The organism is Methylocaldum gracile, from assembly GCF_053646815.1.
In genome coordinates this window covers 1,734,698-1,751,484 of the sequence record NZ_CM132196.1, presented here as the reverse complement: position 1 = coordinate 1,751,484, position 16,787 = coordinate 1,734,698, and the positions used below count along the sequence as shown (strand labels likewise).

Sequence of the window (16,787 nt, the reverse complement as noted above, 5' to 3'; positions counted from 1 at the left end):
TGCACGGTCGGCACATCATCCTCCGTGTTTATCCCGATCGATTTCCGGATAGCCGTGCCTGATCCTAAATCTGACACGGTCTCCGCGGGAAAAATCCCCTCCTACTCGGCCGCAATTTCGATACCGAACCGCTTGCGTCTTTGCTCGTTAGCGTATATGGCGGTATCGGCGGATTCGCCATCAAGAGGCCCTGGATCAGGGCCTCTTCGCACAATGCTCTCCGCCGCTATAGGAATTACTCCGAATGGGCAGCTATGGAGCCATCGCGTAAATTAGACAATTTAGGCCAAGGCTCGTCATCGTGGATGGAACCCCTCAGGAATACCGGCTGACCGTCAGCACCTCCCACGGACCTATTGCCACCGAATATTTGGCGGCGGGGCGGGGTTCGCCGGTGTTATTGCTCCACGGGACGGCGGACAGTGCTCATACATGGCGCTGGATCATGCCGTTAATGGCATCCGCCCATACTCTTTACGCGCCAAGCCTGCCGGGATTCGGCGGCAGCGATAAGCCGCGCATCGATTATTCGCCTGCTTGTCTTGCGGCATTCGTCGCATCCTTTCTCGATCGGCTTGGCCTGAAGCGCGTGAGCATCATCGGTAATTCGATTGGCGCGCTGATTGGCGTGCATTTGGCGCTTCGACATCCGGGACGCGTATCCGCCTTGGCGCTCATCAGCAGCGCCGGATTGGGGCATGAGATAAACCCCTTGATATGCGGTCAGATCGTGCCCGGAACCGGAGAATTCCTCACAGCCTGGTGCAAGACCCCTCTCGGGGCGTGGCAGTGGTCGGTCGGACTGTCGCAACTGCTGTTCGCCAAGCCTTGGTCGATACCGCGGGCCTGGTACGACCGGCTCTTTCGGATGGCCCTGCTCCCGGGCTATTTGGAGGCGACTCTGCTCACCCTCCGGGCCGCCAATACCTTATGGGGGCAACGCGAATCCGAAATCGTGCTCGACCAACTCCATAGGCTGAAAATGCCGACACTCGTGCTGTGGGGCGACGGCGACCGGATTTTCCCGGTTCGGCACGGCAAATCCGCAGTGGAACGTTTACCCTGTGGGCGGCTGGAAGTTCTACCCGGCTGCGGCCATACCGCTCAAGTCGAGCAACCGCAACGTGTGGCGGCGGCCTTGAACCGGTTTCTGCAAATGGCAGATGCAGAACGACCGGAGCCGACCCGTGCGGCGAATTCCCGCGCCTAAAATGAAACACCGACAGGAGGAATGCGTATGTGGAAACACGTTGCACGAACAGCGGTCGCTACGCTGGCATTTTGTGCGGTGCACAGCCTCTTAGCCAGCCGCCCCGCCAAGCGAACAGCGGCAAACCTCATCGGCGAACGCCGGCGACGGGTCTGGTATCGTCCCTTTTACGTGGCGACCTCGTTCGCCTCGGTGGCCATGCTCGCTCGATACATCAAGCGGCTCCCCGACAGGACCCTCTATGCCCTGGAAGGCCCTCCAGCCACATTGATACGGCTGCTCCGCCTCGGAATCGCCGCTTACGCCGCTGCCGCCGTCGGCCAGATCGGTCCCGCGAGAATGCTGGGTCTGCCGGGCTTGAAGGCTTGGTGGAAAGGCGCTCAGACAGTGCCGCCGGAACCCGAAGCTCAAGGCCCCATTCTCGGTTCGGACGGGAGAATGCAGGCAGAAGGCCCGTTCCGCTTGATGCGGCATCCGCTCAATGCCTTGGCCGTGCCGGTCCTTTGGCTGACACCGCGTCTGACGGCGAACGGCCTTGCATTCAATCTGATCGCCACAGCCTATGCCTATCTGGGTTCGCGACATGAGGAAGCCCGTTTGCTAGCGGCCTACGGCGAACCCTATGAAGCGTATCGATCGAGCGGAACACCGTTCTTTTTTCCCTCGGCTTCATCCCTGCTTCGGCTGGGCGGGCTGCCGCAAGAGAAGTCCGCCATTCGTCTTCCCAAAGTGTCCGTCTAATGGGATACGCAACACAGCCCGATGCGGATGATGAGGAACGCTTGGTCCGAGACCTGAAACCGCCGTAGACGCGGTGCGTCGGTCGATGAAGCGGTACTTGCCCGACATTTAAGCGCCTCCCGCTTCGCTGTCCTCGCGCGCCCCGGCCGCCCCGACACGCGATTCGGGTGCGATGTTGACGTCAGCCTTGCGAGTCTGCCGACCGGACGAATCGGCTTTGCCCGCCGGCGAAGAGGCAGTTTCCTCTTTCTTTTCATGCTCCGTCGCCGGTTCAACGGGCTGCCTACCCGCCCCCGCTCCACCCGGACCGTTCGACTCCGTGGATTCAGGTGACTTCGGTCGTTCTTCATGAGCCATGACGATTCTCCAACAACCGGGCGACCTGCTGCCGCCGCAATATCAGGACCGCTTGACTCCCCGGACTGGGGATGAGCCAAGTTAGAAATACGACTTCAACGGCTGCAGAAGGTTCGAGCGCGAATCTGTCAAACCGGAAGCTACGTTGACATCTACGGCAAGGCCCCTTACCATCCAGGCCCAGACTCCGCATTAGACGGTTGAATTTCTTATAATTTCTTGCCGACGCTGTCCGCCAGGGAGCGGTGCCATGCGCGGTATACTCATTGTGCCTGGCGCAAAATCGCGAAAGCGCATTTTGGCCATCGCTCGTAGATTGAAAGTCGCATCAGACCCCCGATCCCGGCTGGCAAGGGGCGGGATTTGCTTTGACCGACTTTTTTGCGTGTCCCTCTTGTAACCCTACCCGGCCTACGAGGATTCAAACAATGAGTGAGCTCCCTTTCCCCCAATCCTTCAACTTGGTTTTTTTCGGCGGCACCGGCGATCTGGTGATGCGCAAGTTGTTGCCGGCGATGTACCAGAGCTATAAGAACGGCCAGCTGGGAGATGCCGGCTATTTCTATTGTCTCGGACGGCGAGACTATACCGTGGAAGACTATCGCGCGATCGCCGAGGAAAAGGCCCGACAATTCCTGCCGAAGGCCGACTGGGACGACGAAATCTGGGCAGCCTTCCGTCGGCGGGTGATCTACGAAAGGATCGACGCCGAGAATCCGGAAGAATATGCCGCGTTGAAGGCCCTGCTCGAAAGAACCCCGGCCGAAGTGAACGTCTTTTTCCTGTCGGTGGCGCCGTCGCTGTTCTCCATGATCTGCGAAAGCCTGGCACGGCAGAAACTCAACGGGCCAAATTCCAGGGTGGTGCTGGAAAAACCCCTGGGCCACGATCTCGCTTCCAGCAACGCCATCACCGTGGCGGTCGGCCGCCACTATCAGGAAAAGCAGATCTACCGCATCGACCACTACCTGGGCAAGGAATCGGTACAAAACCTGATGGCGCTGCGTTTCGGCAACGCACTGTTCGAACCGCTGTGGCGCCGGCAATGGATCACTGACGTCCAAATCACCATCGCCGAGGAAGTCGGGATCGGCAGTCGCGCCGGATTCTACGACGGTACCGGCGCGCTGCGCGACATGGTGCAGAACCATCTGCTGCAGCTGCTCTGCTTCGTGGCCATGGAACCGCCTTCCAGCCTCGACTCCGACGCGATCCGAAACGAAAAACTCAAGGTGTTGGAATGCCTGGTACCCTTCACCCCGGAGGATGTCCAGGTCAACACGGTGCGCGGCCAATACCGCGCCGGCATTTGCGGCGGCCAGGCGGTGCCCGGCTATCTCGAAGAAAGCGGCGTCCCCGCCGGCAGCAAGACCGAAACATTCGTCGCCATCAAGGCGGAAATCGCCAACTGGCGCTGGGCCGGGGTTCCGTTTTACCTGTTCACCGGCAAACGCCTGCCCACCCGCCTGGCCGACATCGTGATCCATTTCCACGATGTGCCCCACCACATCTTTCCGCTGCCCCGCAACGGGTCCCGCGCCCCGGCGAAACTGGTCATCCGCCTTCAACCTGACGAATCGATCCGCCTTTATCTGAACGCCAAGCGGCCAGGCCATTCGATGGAATTGCGGCCGGTCTCCCTGGACCTCGATTTCACCAGCAAATTCAGCGAACGCCGCGAAGAAGCCTACGAACGTCTCCTGCTCGATATCATCCGCGGCAACCAATCGCTGTTCGTGCGCCAGGACGAATTGGAGATGGCCTGGCGCTGGGTCGAACCGATCCTCAATACCTGGGCCGCCGATCCCAAAGGTCCGGAAGCCTACAAAGCCGGCACCTGGGGCCCCGCCGCCTCTGCGGAACTGCTGTCGCGCAGCGGCCATCGCTGGCACGAGGACGATTGAGACCGGGGCTGAAGAACCGCTTTGCGGATGCGAGCCCCCGTGCTTGCAAACGATTCCGGCGAATTCCACGGCGATGCACCGCCATCAACGGCGGCAAAGCCGCAAAGGCTGCCGAATGAACGGCTTGCAGAGCAAGTTGGGTGATTTTCCCGGCCAGCGACGACATCCGTTTCGAATGAAGAAAGCCGGAACGAAATTCCGGCTTTCGCAGGGGATGCCGTCGTCGGCGACCTTCGTAAAGCAACATCGCCAAAGTGGGTGATGTTGGCCCCTGAGCTGACTCTCTACCCTACTCCGAGTATCCAACCCTCCACTCCAGCGACGGCACGCTCCGGGGGTGTCAACACGGGTTCGAGCAAACCTTGCAGGCGGCCATCGTCGTCGGCCTCCCGTAGCCACGCAGCGATGGTATAAGCGTCGTGCTGGTCGGGGGTGCGGCCCTCGCTCGGATACACATTCTTCCACAATGAGGGATATGTCTCGGCAATGGCCGACTTGCCGGGCGGGATGGCCCAGCCGTCAAAAGGCCAGAAATGCACTCGCTCGCCCAGTCGCCGCCGGAGGTACCGCAGCCAGGGAATGCCTGCATGGGTGGATTTGGCGACCGAGCCTTGCACGTCGAAATGAAACACCGACCTCGCCCTGGCGCGCTCCTCGCAAAGACGGCGCCAGCGGGGGCTGCCGGTGCGGGCGGCGCCATCGCCGCGAAGGCCGTCGCGGATAAAGTCGACATAAGTGTGGTCCTCGTCGGTCGGCCAATGCCGCTGAAAATCGTCTAGGAAGGCGGGCCAATCGGGCAGCAGGTGATGAACCTCGAAATAACGGAGCGGAAAGGAAAAGCTGTGGTCGATGCCGACCAGCGTTGGCTGGCCTTCCGACAGGCGCTCGACCAGCCACTCGGCGATGCCGCGCCGACTCCAGTATTTGCGCGGGCCCGGCGGCGGCAGCACTTCCACGGGCAGCGCTTCCCGTTCCGCCAGATAGACGCGCAACCCCTTCAGGCTAGCGGTCGGCGTTTGAGCGCCGGAATAGTCGATGCCGATATAGCGGGCAAAACGCCGGAAATTACTGATAGTCATGAGGTCCCCTTTTCGGCGGTGAACGGCGTTAAGGAAGCTCTGATTAAGTCCTTCGACAGGCCTGTCCTGAGCCGAGTCGAAGGGCTCAGGACAGGCTTGTCGAACGCTCTCCTGAGCCTGTCGAAGGGCATGAACGGAATCAACTTGTTCAGAGCTTCCTTAAGGGATGCCTTCGGCAATGAGAGAACGACAGGATACCGCAGTTTTCAATACTTCCGGTCCCCATGCCGCACCTGCGATGGATCGAGGTCGGTCGGCAAGCGTGGACGCGGCGTGAAAGTAGAAGGCGATGCCGATAGCCCGCGGATAACCGTACCGATATATCGGGTCGCCGACGGAGAGTCCGGATGCGGTCCCCAGGCTCGCAGCCGACAGCTGCATTCCCGGCGCATCGAGAATGCACAGCTCGTGTTTCAAATCGGCACGCTGGCTGGCGGCGCGAAAGCGTAACGCATCCTTCCCGACGACCGCGTTGGCGTGCCGCGTGACATGGCAGTTCGTGGCCACCAGATTTTGATCGAGGACCACGCCGGAGCCGATAAAGGCCTTGCCGTCCCTTGGATAGGCATGAACCTGGACGACGCTGAGTGCAAGCGTGTGATTCACGTCTGCCGCGCCGTCCATGCTAAAGATCCAATCACCACGCCAAGCAATATAGTCGGACGCATCGGTCTCTTCATTTTCGCCCTTTTCCGAAGGGAGAGTTTCCAATTTGAACATACGAGCTTAGGGAAATTTATTATGGCTTCCCGTGCCGCAGTAATCCCCTCCTCCCTCGCCTCCGGTTCGGAAGCAGCAAGTTCAGCCTCATTTCCAGGAGGCCGATGATCAGAAGCTTACGCCCGGATCGTTCCGAATTTCACATCGCCTATGGCAATATACCGGTCGATTGTTATTGACCAACTATTCAATAAAGACTAGCCTTAGCTACAACCTGAATACGAGGAGTCTCCTTTGGCCCGACCCCGCGAATTCGATTACGAGCACGTCCTGGATAAAGCCGTGGAGACCTTTTGGTCGAAAGGTTACGAAGCCACCTCGATCCAGGACCTGGTCGATGCCACCGGACTGCATCGAGGCAGCCTCTACGCGGCCTTCGGCAACAAGCAGGCGCTGTTCCTGGAAGTTCTGGACCGCTACAACCATGTGGTGGTCCAGCGCCTGCTGGAATTGCTCGACAGCGAACCTTCAGGCAAGTCCGCGATCCGTTTTTTCTTCGCCACCGTGATCGAGCACATCCTCACGGCCGGTCCCCTGCGCGGGTGCCTAGTGACCAACTCCGCGGTGGAACGTGGCTTGTCCTGCCCGGACACGGCGGCCAAGGTGGGCGGTTGCCTGGAGCGGCTCGAACAAGGCTTTCGGCGCACGTTGGAACGGATGCGGAAGGCGGGCGAACTGCGGGAGGAGGCGGATATCCGAGCGCTGTCCCGCTATCTGACCAGCGTTTTGCAAGGACTCCTGGTTATCGGCAAAGTGCGGCCGGAACGGGAAGTCCTGGCCGACATCGTCGCCGTCGGCCTCTCCGTGCTCGACTGATTTTTTCGGCCTATTTTTGACTGATCGTTCATCAATATACCGAGGAGGAAATCGCCAATCAGCAACCCTAGATTTCGATAATCTTTTTTTCCAACTTCAGTTCAAGGAGAACGACATGTCCGAAGTCAAATTCATGGTGATTTACCCAACGCCCGCCGATATCGCTGCTTTCGAGAAGCGCTATCAAGAGGAGCATGTTCCCATGGCCGTGGAAAAGCTCGGCGGAAAAACCAAGTTCATCGCCACCCGGGTACTGGGATCACCCCAGGGCGCAGCGCCCTTCTACCGTATTGCCGAGGTGTTCTTTCCGTCCATGGCGGCGCTGGAAGCCTGCGCGCAGTCGGAAGGCGGTAAGGAAACACTCGCCCACGCCGTCGACATCTCGACCGGCGGCACGCCGATCTTTCTGATTGCAGAAAGTGAGACTTTCCACTTCGATGCCCCGTAAAACCCGGTCAGGGCGCCGACCGCAGGCGCCCCTTTTTTGCCACTTTTGTTGAACGATCGATCAACTATATTTGAGGATGATAACCACCCGCTACGCTGACCCCAATCAGCCCGGAAGCCCGGTGCGCTTCAAATCCCGCTACGAGCGGCTTTGAAGGAGTCCCTCGACACGATCACCGCCTCCGATGTGGGCGGTTGGTCCAGATAGTGCGCTATGCCTTACGACCCCAGGAAAACCGCTCTAATTTGCTCTTATAAGGCACACCGATCGGTCTTGCTCTCGGGCTGAGCTCCGGATAGGCTAGGTTTCCGTTAAGCGATGCTTGGGGAGGCATCGCTTGAGCAGCAGGCGGAACTTTGATGGCTTTTGCCGTCTTACAAGCAGTATTTATTTGTAGAGAATTCCGGGCTCACCTTCGTCCGGGGAGATCCAGCGGGATGTGGACATCGAGTAGGGAGTCGATCACCGATCAAAGCCCTTTAGTCCCGCACGTCGAATCAAGCAACTCCGATGCTCTTCAACTCCTATCCGTTTATTTTCTTATTACTCCCCATTTCTCTGTTCGTCTTCTTTGCCATCGGAAGCCGCGGCCACCACCGGGTTGCCATCGCCTGGCTGATCGGTGTGTCGCTCTTTTTCTACGCGTGGTGGAATCCGGCCTACTTGGGCTTACTCTTGGCCTCCATTTTGTTCAACTACGCGCTTGGAGTTTCCCTGAGCGGCGAAGGTCATTCCTCTGAGAAAAAATGGCTATTGATTTTCGGTATTGCCGCCAACTTGTCGCTCCTCGGGTATTACAAGTATGCGAACTTCTTCGTCGACAACATCAACTTCATATTCGGCGATATTCTCGGCGTGGAGACCATCATCCTGCCCCTCGGCATTTCCTTCATCACCTTTCAGACCATCGCCTATCTCGTAGACGCCTATAAAGGGGAAACCAAGGAGTATAACTTTCTCCACTTCTGTCTCTTCGTCACCTTCTTTCCCCAGCTGATCGCGGGTCCCATCGTGCATCACCGGGAAATGATGCCGCAATTCGCCCGGAATGACCTCTATCAACTGAGCGTCCGACGCCATGCCGTCGGCTTCACCATCTTCACCATCGGCCTCTTCAAGAAAGTGGTGCTGGCCGATGGCGTCGCCGCCTATGCCACGCCGGCATTCCATGCGGCCGATAGCGGCATTGCGCTGACCTTCTTCGAGGCCTGGGCGGGCGCCCTGGCCTACACCCTTCAGCTCTACTTCGACTTCTCGGGCTATTCCGACATGGCCATCGGGCTAGCCAGGATGTTCGGCATTCGGCTACCCCTCAACTTCAATTCGCCCTATAAATCGACCAATATCATCGACTTCTGGCGGCGCTGGCACATGACACTCTCCCGTTTTATGCGGGACTATATCTACATTCCTCTCGGCGGCAACAGGAAGGGCCCGACAAGACGCCATGCCAATCTCATGATCGCAATGTTGCTCGGCGGCCTGTGGCACGGCGCCGGCTGGAACTTTGTGGTGTGGGGCGGGCTGCATGGATTCTTTCTCATCGTCAATCATGTCTGGCGATCGCTGTTCAGCGGTCGGGCTGCCACCAGCCGGATGGGCAAGGCATTCGGCTGGACGCTGACATTCGTCGCGGTGATCGCCGCCTGGGTGCCCTTTCGCGCGGAGACGATTACGGGTACGAAGAGCATATGGCTCGGAATGATCGGAGCCAACGGCGTGTCGCTGGAACCGGAAGCCCTTCGGGTTCTCGGGCGCTTTGGCGAGTGGCTGCAGGGAGTGGGTGTCACGTTCGATGGGATTTTTGCGCACGTGGCCGGCGCGAAACCCGAGATGGCTGGTGCATGGCTGTTGGTATTGACGATATTCGTTCTGTTTTTGCCCAACACCCAGCAACTCATGCGCAACTATCACCCGGCATTCGAAACCTATAAAGGCGAGATCCAGCGCCTTCGCTGGAGATGGATGGAATGGCGGCCGACGGTAATCTGGGCCAACCTCACCATGCTGCTCTTCGTGTTCGACGTGCTCAGCCTCACCAAGGTGAGCGAGTTTCTCTACTTTCAATTCTGAGATCCGTGAATAAACCCGCCGCGAAGCCCGATTCCTCCCTTTTGTCCCGACTCCGATCTGCCGGGCCCGCCACGATCTCCTCTCGGCTTCTGGGCAGGAGCCCAGTGACGCCAAGCGAACGCCAATTCGCGGCTTATCTCGATACGATCGGTATCGGTGCCGTTGTTCTCTTGACTGTAATCATCCTGATGAATTACCTGGTAGACCCTTATTCCATTTTCGGGTCTCCAAGCTGGGAAGGGATAAATGCCAATAAGCCGGAGTTATTCAAGCATCTGCGGCTGACCAAGGCCCACGCGGTTAGAGCACGAAAACCCGACGTACTGGTCATCGGCAGCTCTCGCACCGAACACGGCCTTGATCCGGAGCATCCGGCGCTGTTCCCCGAATTTAACACTTACAACCTCGCGTTGAATGGAGCGACTATCTATGAAAATTTGCGCTACTTTCAGCATGCCAATGCAGAACGACGATTAAAGAAAGTCGTACTGGCCGTCGACTTCTTCCAATTCAATGCCTACAGACCTAATGCTCCGGATTTCACTGAGGAACGACTCTCGTCGGATGTTCACGGGGCCAAACGGAATATTGCTATAACCACGGACCTGCTGGAAACCTTGGCATCGGTTGATGCCACAACAGCAAGCCTCAAGACCCTGTTTCAACAGACCAATCGGGATAACGTGATTCTGCCGCGCGGACAAGTGGAACAGCCCGATAAAGAAGCGATCATGATGATGCACGGAGGACGGCACGAAGCGGCTCTTTATAGCGAACTGAATTACGTGACGCACCTGTATTTCCCGAGGCCACACAAGAAATTCGATTTTGTTTCGGAAGACGGAAGCATAAATACATTCGATTATTTCCGAAGGATTCTTGAAGAGGCTCACCGGAGCAAGATTGAATTCCATATTCTGATTTCCCCGGCTCACGCACGCCAATGGGTACTGACGGCCGGCACGGGGCTTTGGGACGAATGGGAGACTTGGAAAAGAGAGATCGTCCGACTCAACGAAGAGGTCGCACGGGAACGCAGACGCAATCCCTTCCCTCTATGGGACTTTTCCGGTTTCAATACCTATACCATGGAGGCTGTACCGGCCTTGGGTGACAAGGAAACCATGATGCGGTGGTTTTGGGAATCTTCTCACTATCGGAAAGAGCTGGGTGACCTGGTGCTCGATCGCGTGTTGAATTACTCGGATCCGAATCGTCGGATCGCTGACGATTTCGGCGTTTTGCTGACTTCCGAGAATATCGAAAAGCACCTGGCGAGTATCCGCGAAGCTCATCAGCTTTATCGTCAAGCTCATAGAGAAGAAGTGAACGAGATCCAAGATCTGGTTAAGAAATATCAGAGCCAATGACCATTCCGGGTAATGAAAATCGGACGATTCAACCCACCGTAGCCATGTTCTGGCAAGCACTACGCCCTTTTCGGCCGAATGCCCGACTGATGACGGTCGTACCGAAAGGAAGAAAGGCAGTCTCATATGTCTTCCGGACCAAGAGCCTATCCCAGTAGGCTCAAGAAACCCTTCGACCGGCCTGTCCTGAGCGGAGTCGAAGGGCTCAGGGCGAACGGCTTACTGGGATAGGCTCCAAGGAGAAAGCCTTCCAAGAGAAGACCGTTCGCCAGCGCGATGCTTGACGAAGGAACTTTGGGACAGCCATCTGATCGAAAATATCGTCTTGACGGAAGTGGCCGTGAACTGGTAAACAAATTACGCCTGAAATAGGCGATATAAGTAGCGTCATTAATGGCTAATTTAGTTAATTACTGATACTTAATGCGGAGGGAATCATGAAGAAGCTACTTGCTGCGGTTTGTCTCGTCGTTGCCGCTATTGGCCTAACGGGATGTGGAAGTTCGCCTGACGGGGATTCCCAGAAATTATCGAATACAGCCGTATCCCCACAGCTATAACTAGTACGTGATCCTCCCTTCAAAAAGACCTACTTTCGAGTAGGTCTTTTTTTATGGTGCGCCCGGCAGGGCACACTCATCCAAAGGTTCGATTTGGTAACTTTGCCCGTCGACATTCCGTCTCATGGTATGAAACTTGGGTGTCCACTTGCTCCAGCTTACCTCACCGGGCACGCCACTGGTTTATCGGGAAAGGCTCCTAAAATTGGAGCCCAAACGAAAAAAGGCTTACCGACATGCTCGATAAGCCTTTGTTTTGATTGGTCGGGGCGAGAGGATTTGAACCTCCGACCACCTGCACCCCATACAGGTGCGCTACCAGACTGCGCTACGCCCCGTGAAGGCGACAATAATACCGCGTTTATGAATTCTAAGCAAAATCCGAGAATCGCCGATCGCGTAGTTGGTTTCAAACCGGCGGTGCGGCTTTATTCAATCCGCTCACCTTGCGGCATGATGGTTATCGGCGTGTTGATGGCGGCCGTAATGATTGATGTCACAGTACAGGGAATCCGGATCGCATCCTTCGCACTCGAGCTGTAAGGTGCAATGACCGATGCCGTAATTGCTCCGGATCATCTCCTTGATTTCATGTTGTATTAACGCGGCCTGGCTGATCAGAACGTCGTCGATGACGATATGCGCCGATAGAAAGCGAAAACTTTTCGAGATGCTCCAAACATGGAGATCATGAACGCCCTTTACGCCTTCGACTTGAAGAAGATCGCGCACCATGGAGCTCATTTCGATATCGCGAGGCGTGCTTTCCAATAAAATGTCGACGGTCTCTCGCAAGATCACCCAAGCGTTCCAGAGGATGAGCAGACCGATCAGGACACTGGCCAAGGGATCGAGCCAATAAAAGCCGGTAAACCAGATTCCGATGCCGGCGAGGACCGCTCCGGCCGTCGAAAATACGTCTCCCAGCAAGTGAATAAAGGCGCTCCTGATGTTTAAATCGTGCTCGGCGCCGTGGCTGACCAACCATGCCGTTACGACATTGACGACGAACGCCGCAGCGCCGACGGCGATCAAGATGTCGGCGGCAACGGGCGGCGGAGACACGAAACGTTCGTAGGCCTCATAAAATATTCCAGCCGAAATCAGGGTCAGCGTCGTGGAATTAATGAGGGCGACAAGAATGCCGACACGATGATAACCAAAGGTTTTTCCGGCATGGGACGGCTGCTCGGCCAAATGAAGCGCATACCATGACAGCACCAATGCAAGAACATCCGTCAGGTTGTGTGCCGCATCGGTCAATAGCGCCAAGCTGTTCGCAATCAGCCCCGCCAGGACTTCAAAGATGACGAACGCGATGGTCAGAGCGGCCGAGAGTCCCAATCGGAATTTTGCACGCCCTCCGATCGTATCGACATGAACATGCGTGTGTCCGCCCGCCACGGCCTGACCTATAACTTAAGCTCGGATGTGCATTGAGGGCAGCGTGTCGCCTTCAGTGCGACTGCCGACAGGCAATAGGGACACTCTTTTGTAGCCGGAGCCGCAGACGGCGCTTCACGCCGCAATTTGTTGATGCTCCGGACCAGCAAGAAAATCGAGAAAGCCACGATCAAAAAACTGATTACCGAATTGAAGAAAACGCCGTAATTGATGGTAACGGCTCCAGCCCGCTTGGCCTCAGCCAGAGACGCGTACGGGCCGGTTGTTGCACCATCCTTGAGTACGACGAAAAGATTCGAAAAATCGACATTCCCCAACAACAAACCAATTGGCGGCATGATGACGTCGTCCACCAACGATTTTACGATGGCACCGAAAGCAGCCCCGATAACGATGCCCACCGCCATATCGACGGCATTGCCACGCATGGCGAATTCTTTGAATTCTTTTAACATCTGGTTATCTTCCTTATGGAACTGGTTACGTCTTGACGCAATCCTAAAATCACCCCGCCGATTGTCGCAAGTCGAATACGCATGTCACAATGCGTTCTACCGTTCCATTCTAACCTGAGTTAGACATCCATTATTTGCTTGCCGCATTTAGACGAGGACACGACAGCTTCGATTCGTCTATCGAGCGGTAAGCGAACACCTCCGGAATCTCCGTATGCAATATCGAAAATTTTTCAATCTGGCCCTAGTAGCCAATCTCGTTTGGCTCTCTCCTTCCAATGCGGATAGCACTATCGAATTCAACGTGGAAGAAGGACAAAAGAGGTCTGTTCAACCGGTTGTCGTCAAAGATGGCCAAGTTATGGTCAAAGGCGCCGGCGGCGATCGCAATCTGGACATTTTTTATCAGCGGGCAAATGAACAGCTGGTCTTGATCGACCACAAGAAGCAGCAGTTCACGCCGATAACCGAAGAAAAGATCGATCGGATTGCTCGTCAAACCCAGGATCTTCAACCGGTTCTTCAAGGTTTGGGCGATCAACTCAAGAAACTGTCACCGAAGCAACGAGCTAAATGGGAGGACATGCTGGGAGGGATCTCCATAGACCAGCTCGGTTCCGCCGAAAATCCGGCGAATGACTCGCGCCTCGTAAAGACGGGACGGGCCAAGCAAGTGGCCGGCATCAGCTGCGAACAGCTGGACGTACTGAAGGGGGCGACCAAGCTGGCAGAAGTATGCCTCGCGAATCCATCATCGATGCAGTTATCCACGGATGATTACGCAACGATTCGCTCGCTGCTCGCTTTCACTCAGCGAATAGCCGCAAAAGCACAAGGCTTCGCGAGCCAGTTCGGAATATCGCTACCGCCGATCGAACTCAGCGATTTGGCCGGCGTTCCGGTCGAAATGGTGGACTTTTCCGGCAAGCATCCCACCGTTATGGCTCTGAACCGGATAACCGACTCGATATCCCCCGACGATCGTCCGCAGGTGCCTTCCGGTTATCAGCCGCAAGAGCTTACGCTTTGGCGGTAGCCCATTCGCATTCCGACCGAACGATTCGGCTTTGACCACCGTGGTGGGAATCCGGGTTTGGAGCATTGACCCCGAACCCGGATACGCCTCAACCGCCGTCTGTGGCTAAGATCAATGCGCTTCGCGCATCTTCCAAACCGACGAACTCCTTGCCCGAGTTCACCGCTTTTTGAAGATGCTCCACAGCTGCCGCACGCTCGCCTTTCTTGAGGTAAATCATACCGAGGTGGTATTGGTAAATCGGCACGTCCGGAGATTTCTCGGCGGCTTTCAACTGTAAAGGCAAAGCCTTTTCGTACGCACCCTTTTGGTAATAGATCCAAGCCAGCGTGTCCCAGAACACCGGCTCCTCGGTCTTATCGAACTCCTTCGCAAGCTCGAAAGCCCGATCGAGCTTGTCTTTCCGAGAATGGTCAAGGCTCAGCAAACTGGCAAGATTGTTCCGGGCGAGCATGTTCCCGGGGTTTAGCTTGAGAATGGTTTCGTACTGTTTGATCGCGTTTTCATAGTCCCCGGAAATTTCATAGACCCGCGCCAAGTTCATGAGGACGGCGGGTTCCCCAGGCAGTGCTTCGAGTGCCCGATGATAGGTTTTGAGCGCCAGGTCCCGTCTGCCCGTTTGTTCGTAATAAGCGCCGAGATTTGCATAAGGGAGCAACCAACGGGGGTTGGACTGAATGGCCATGTTCAGAAACTTGACGGCTTCCATTTCTTGCTTTTCGCCCAGGTAATACAATCCCAGCAATTGGTGGGCACCCGCATGTTTCGGATTGTTGCTGAGAACATTGGTGATTCGTTCCACGCCCTTTTCGGCCTGCCTTTTTTCGACATAACTTCCAAAAATCGCTTTCAGAATCTCATAATCGTTTTTGGATTTTCCAAGCGATTCCTCATATTCGGCCAATGCCAAGTCATATTTTTTCTGGCTCTGATAAAGCTTGCCCAAAAGGAAGCCTCCGGTTGGATTTTCCGGAAACTCCGCTTTGATCCGCTTCAAAACCGTCTCCTGCTCCGCAGTCCTCCCGGCTGCCGCCAAAATTTCCGACTTGAGCACCAGCGCATCCAGACTAGCCGAGTTCCGTTTTTGGAACTCGTCGATCTTTTCCAGCGCTAACGAGTAATTCTTTTGCCCCGCCAAAAAGTCGATCAGATTCTTGTATGCCTCGAATTTATCGGGATTCGCCGCCACGGCTTTCTCGAGACTTTCTTGCGCGAGCACCGGCTTACCGTCGAGCGTATGCGCAGCGGCCAACAGCTTGAGTATTTCCCACGAATCGGGCTGATCTTTGAGCAGCGAGCGGAAGGCCGCGACCGCCTTTTGGCCATCCTTGCGGAATAAGGCAATGCGCCCCCGTAGCAAGAGCCCTTGGCGGTCCCCCGGATTCGCCTCCAGAACTTCATTGATCCATGTAGCGGCCTTGTCGACTTGTCCTTCGGCCAAAGCGAGCAAGGCCAAACGGTTTTTCGCTTTCAAGGCATCCGGAGCATATTTTTTCAAGGCAATGATCTCTCGATAGAGCCGCTCTGCTCTATCGGCTTCCCTGCGTTGCTCGTGAAGCCTCGCCAAGGCGAAGCGCAGGTCCGGTTTTTCTGGATAAGCCTCGATCGCTTCGGCAAGCTCGGTGACCGCCTCGTCGGATTTGCCGGATTTTGCCAAGAATTCCGCAAGCAAGATGTAACGCTGACTGTCGTCGCGGCTGGCCTGAATGGCTTCGCGATAGACCCGCTCCGCGTCGCTCCAGCGTTTTTGTCGAATGTAGAATTCGGACAATAGTTTCCGGTGCTCCAGGTTGGCGGGATCGCCGGATATCATCTCTTTATAGATATTTTCAGCCTTTTCGAGCTTTTTCATCTGAGCGGCGAGCTTGGCCAGCCCCGATTGCAGCGAGGTATCGCCCGGATTGGCGCTTACTCCCTGCTCTAAGACTCTCTCGGCTTCATCGAGGTTGTTCCGTTGACTGTGAAGCATCGCCAAAACGAAAAACGCCTCGGCGCGGGACGGCTGCTCCGCCGTGATGCGGCTGAGTTCGTCGATAGCAGCGGCTTGATCGCCTTTGAGAGTCGATAAACCCGCTTTCACCATTCTTGCATCGATATCCTCGGGCTTAACACTCAAAACGGCACTCAACAGAGCGTCGGCTTTATCGAGCTGCTTGCCCAGCATATAAAGTTTCGCCAGCCTGACTTTGACGTCCAGGTCGTTCGGATCGAGCTCGCCGGCCTTTTGATAGAGGGCAAAGGAATCTCGCCAATTCTTCTGCGCTTCTTCTATTTGCCCCAAATAGAAGTAGGGCTTGGAGACCTTGGGATCGATCTGCAAGACGTTTTTGAACTCGATCTTGGCCTTATCGAAGTTCCGCTCTTCGAGGTATTTTTTGCCTCGCTCCAGATGCTCCGCCTTGCGCTCTTCGGCACCGCCGCACCCGGTCAGAACGTTGATTACACTCAGTGAGAGACCTAAGAAAGCTAATGTCCTGATCAGCATGGATATCGTCCCTAATATTTTTGCGGTTGAAATCAGCTCGATTTCTCGATCTCGAGCACGATACAGCGGACTTCCGGAAATTCGCCAGGTTTCCCTGGGGCGTGCGGGCACAGCGCCGCTCCGCGAGTC

General features: G+C 56.2%; 13 protein-coding genes and 1 tRNA gene. 8 read left to right on the top strand and 6 right to left on the bottom strand.

The window, feature by feature from the left end:
* The first annotated feature begins 301 nt into the window (after positions 1-301).
* From ACWJJK_RS07725 to zwf, 3 genes are all read left to right on the top strand, one after another.
* The gene (locus ACWJJK_RS07725) at positions 302-1,210 is read left to right on the top strand and encodes an alpha/beta fold hydrolase (RefSeq protein ID WP_454128837.1); all 909 of its coding nucleotides are present in this window, start codon (positions 302-304) and stop codon (positions 1,208-1,210) included.
* Between the two features lie 27 nt (positions 1,211-1,237).
* Positions 1,238-1,951, top strand: a complete 714-nt coding sequence (locus ACWJJK_RS07720) for a methyltransferase family protein (protein ID WP_454128836.1) — start codon at positions 1,238-1,240, stop codon at positions 1,949-1,951.
* Between the two features lie 785 nt (positions 1,952-2,736).
* Positions 2,737-4,212 (top strand): glucose-6-phosphate dehydrogenase, encoded by a 1,476-nt coding sequence (gene zwf / locus ACWJJK_RS07715; protein ID WP_077732239.1) that lies wholly within the window; start codon positions 2,737-2,739, stop codon positions 4,210-4,212.
* A gap of 284 nt (positions 4,213-4,496) precedes the next feature.
* Here the strand turns inward: zwf and ACWJJK_RS07710 are convergent, their stop codons facing one another.
* Positions 4,497-5,291, bottom strand: a complete 795-nt coding sequence (locus ACWJJK_RS07710) for a hypothetical protein (protein WP_454128835.1) — start codon at positions 5,289-5,291, stop codon at positions 4,497-4,499.
* Between the two features lie 159 nt (positions 5,292-5,450).
* Positions 5,451-5,915 (bottom strand): S1 family peptidase, encoded by a 465-nt coding sequence (locus tag ACWJJK_RS07705; RefSeq protein ID WP_454128834.1) that lies wholly within the window; start codon positions 5,913-5,915, stop codon positions 5,451-5,453.
* A gap of 330 nt (positions 5,916-6,245) precedes the next feature.
* Here ACWJJK_RS07705 and ACWJJK_RS07700 point away from each other — a divergent pair, with 330 nt between their 5' ends.
* The 4 genes from ACWJJK_RS07700 to ACWJJK_RS07685 all read left to right on the top strand — a co-directional run bounded on the left by ACWJJK_RS07700 (position 6,246) and on the right by ACWJJK_RS07685 (position 10,718).
* Positions 6,246-6,827, top strand: coding sequence for a TetR/AcrR family transcriptional regulator (locus tag ACWJJK_RS07700; RefSeq protein WP_077732236.1), 582 nt, complete (start codon positions 6,246-6,248; stop codon positions 6,825-6,827).
* Between the two features lie 115 nt (positions 6,828-6,942).
* A complete protein-coding gene (locus ACWJJK_RS07695; protein ID WP_434113284.1) occupies positions 6,943-7,275 on the top strand; it encodes an EthD family reductase in 333 nt (110 codons plus the stop codon).
* Positions 7,276-7,785: 510 nt separating this feature from the next.
* A complete protein-coding gene (locus tag ACWJJK_RS07690; protein ID WP_454128833.1) occupies positions 7,786-9,348 on the top strand; it encodes an MBOAT family O-acyltransferase in 1,563 nt (520 codons plus the stop codon).
* Positions 9,349-9,452: 104 nt separating this feature from the next.
* Positions 9,453-10,718: a hypothetical protein gene (locus ACWJJK_RS07685; protein ID WP_454128832.1), complete on the top strand. Its 1,266-nt coding sequence runs from the start codon at positions 9,453-9,455 to the stop codon at positions 10,716-10,718.
* 821 nt (positions 10,719-11,539) lie between these two features.
* Here the strand turns inward: ACWJJK_RS07685 and ACWJJK_RS07680 are convergent.
* The 3 genes from ACWJJK_RS07680 to mscL all read right to left on the bottom strand — a co-directional run bounded on the left by ACWJJK_RS07680 (position 11,540) and on the right by mscL (position 13,137).
* A tRNA-Pro gene (locus tag ACWJJK_RS07680) sits at positions 11,540-11,616 on the bottom strand.
* A 103-nt stretch (positions 11,617-11,719) separates the two neighbouring features.
* Positions 11,720-12,682, bottom strand: a complete 963-nt coding sequence (locus ACWJJK_RS07675) for a cation diffusion facilitator family transporter (RefSeq protein ID WP_347257865.1) — start codon at positions 12,680-12,682, stop codon at positions 11,720-11,722.
* A gap of 8 nt (positions 12,683-12,690) precedes the next feature.
* A complete protein-coding gene (gene mscL, locus ACWJJK_RS07670) occupies positions 12,691-13,137 on the bottom strand; it encodes a large-conductance mechanosensitive channel protein MscL (RefSeq protein ID WP_077732220.1) in 447 nt (148 codons plus the stop codon).
* A gap of 214 nt (positions 13,138-13,351) precedes the next feature.
* Here mscL and ACWJJK_RS07665 point away from each other — a divergent pair, with 214 nt between their 5' ends.
* The gene (locus ACWJJK_RS07665) at positions 13,352-14,173 is read left to right on the top strand and encodes a hypothetical protein (RefSeq protein WP_454128831.1); all 822 of its coding nucleotides are present in this window, start codon (positions 13,352-13,354) and stop codon (positions 14,171-14,173) included.
* A gap of 88 nt (positions 14,174-14,261) precedes the next feature.
* On the opposite strand, the gene ACWJJK_RS07660 is transcribed toward ACWJJK_RS07665, so the two are convergent.
* Positions 14,262-16,658 (bottom strand): tetratricopeptide repeat protein, encoded by a 2,397-nt coding sequence (locus ACWJJK_RS07660; RefSeq protein WP_454128830.1) that lies wholly within the window; start codon positions 16,656-16,658, stop codon positions 14,262-14,264.
* Between the last annotated feature and the right edge of the window lie 129 nt (positions 16,659-16,787).

Bases quoted from the DNA above. Each gene is read 5' to 3' on its own strand.
- ACWJJK_RS07720 (WP_454128836.1), top strand. From the start codon at position 1,238: ATGTGGAAACACGTTGCACGAACAGCGGTCGCTACGCTGGCATTTTGT.
- zwf (WP_077732239.1), top strand. From the start codon at position 2,737: ATGAGTGAGCTCCCTTTCCCCCAATCCTTCAACTTGGTTTTTTTCGGC.
- ACWJJK_RS07710 (WP_454128835.1), bottom strand. From the start codon at position 5,291: ATGACTATCAGTAATTTCCGGCGTTTTGCCCGCTATATCGGCATCGAC.
- ACWJJK_RS07705 (WP_454128834.1), bottom strand. From the start codon at position 5,915: ATGGACGGCGCGGCAGACGTGAATCACACGCTTGCACTCAGCGTCGTC.
- ACWJJK_RS07695 (WP_434113284.1), top strand. From the start codon at position 6,943: ATGTCCGAAGTCAAATTCATGGTGATTTACCCAACGCCCGCCGATATC.
- ACWJJK_RS07690 (WP_454128833.1), top strand. From the start codon at position 7,786: ATGCTCTTCAACTCCTATCCGTTTATTTTCTTATTACTCCCCATTTCT.
- mscL (WP_077732220.1), bottom strand. From the start codon at position 13,137: ATGTTAAAAGAATTCAAAGAATTCGCCATGCGTGGCAATGCCGTCGAT.
- ACWJJK_RS07665 (WP_454128831.1), top strand. From the start codon at position 13,352: ATGCAATATCGAAAATTTTTCAATCTGGCCCTAGTAGCCAATCTCGTT.
- ACWJJK_RS07660 (WP_454128830.1), bottom strand. From the start codon at position 16,658: ATGCTGATCAGGACATTAGCTTTCTTAGGTCTCTCACTGAGTGTAATC.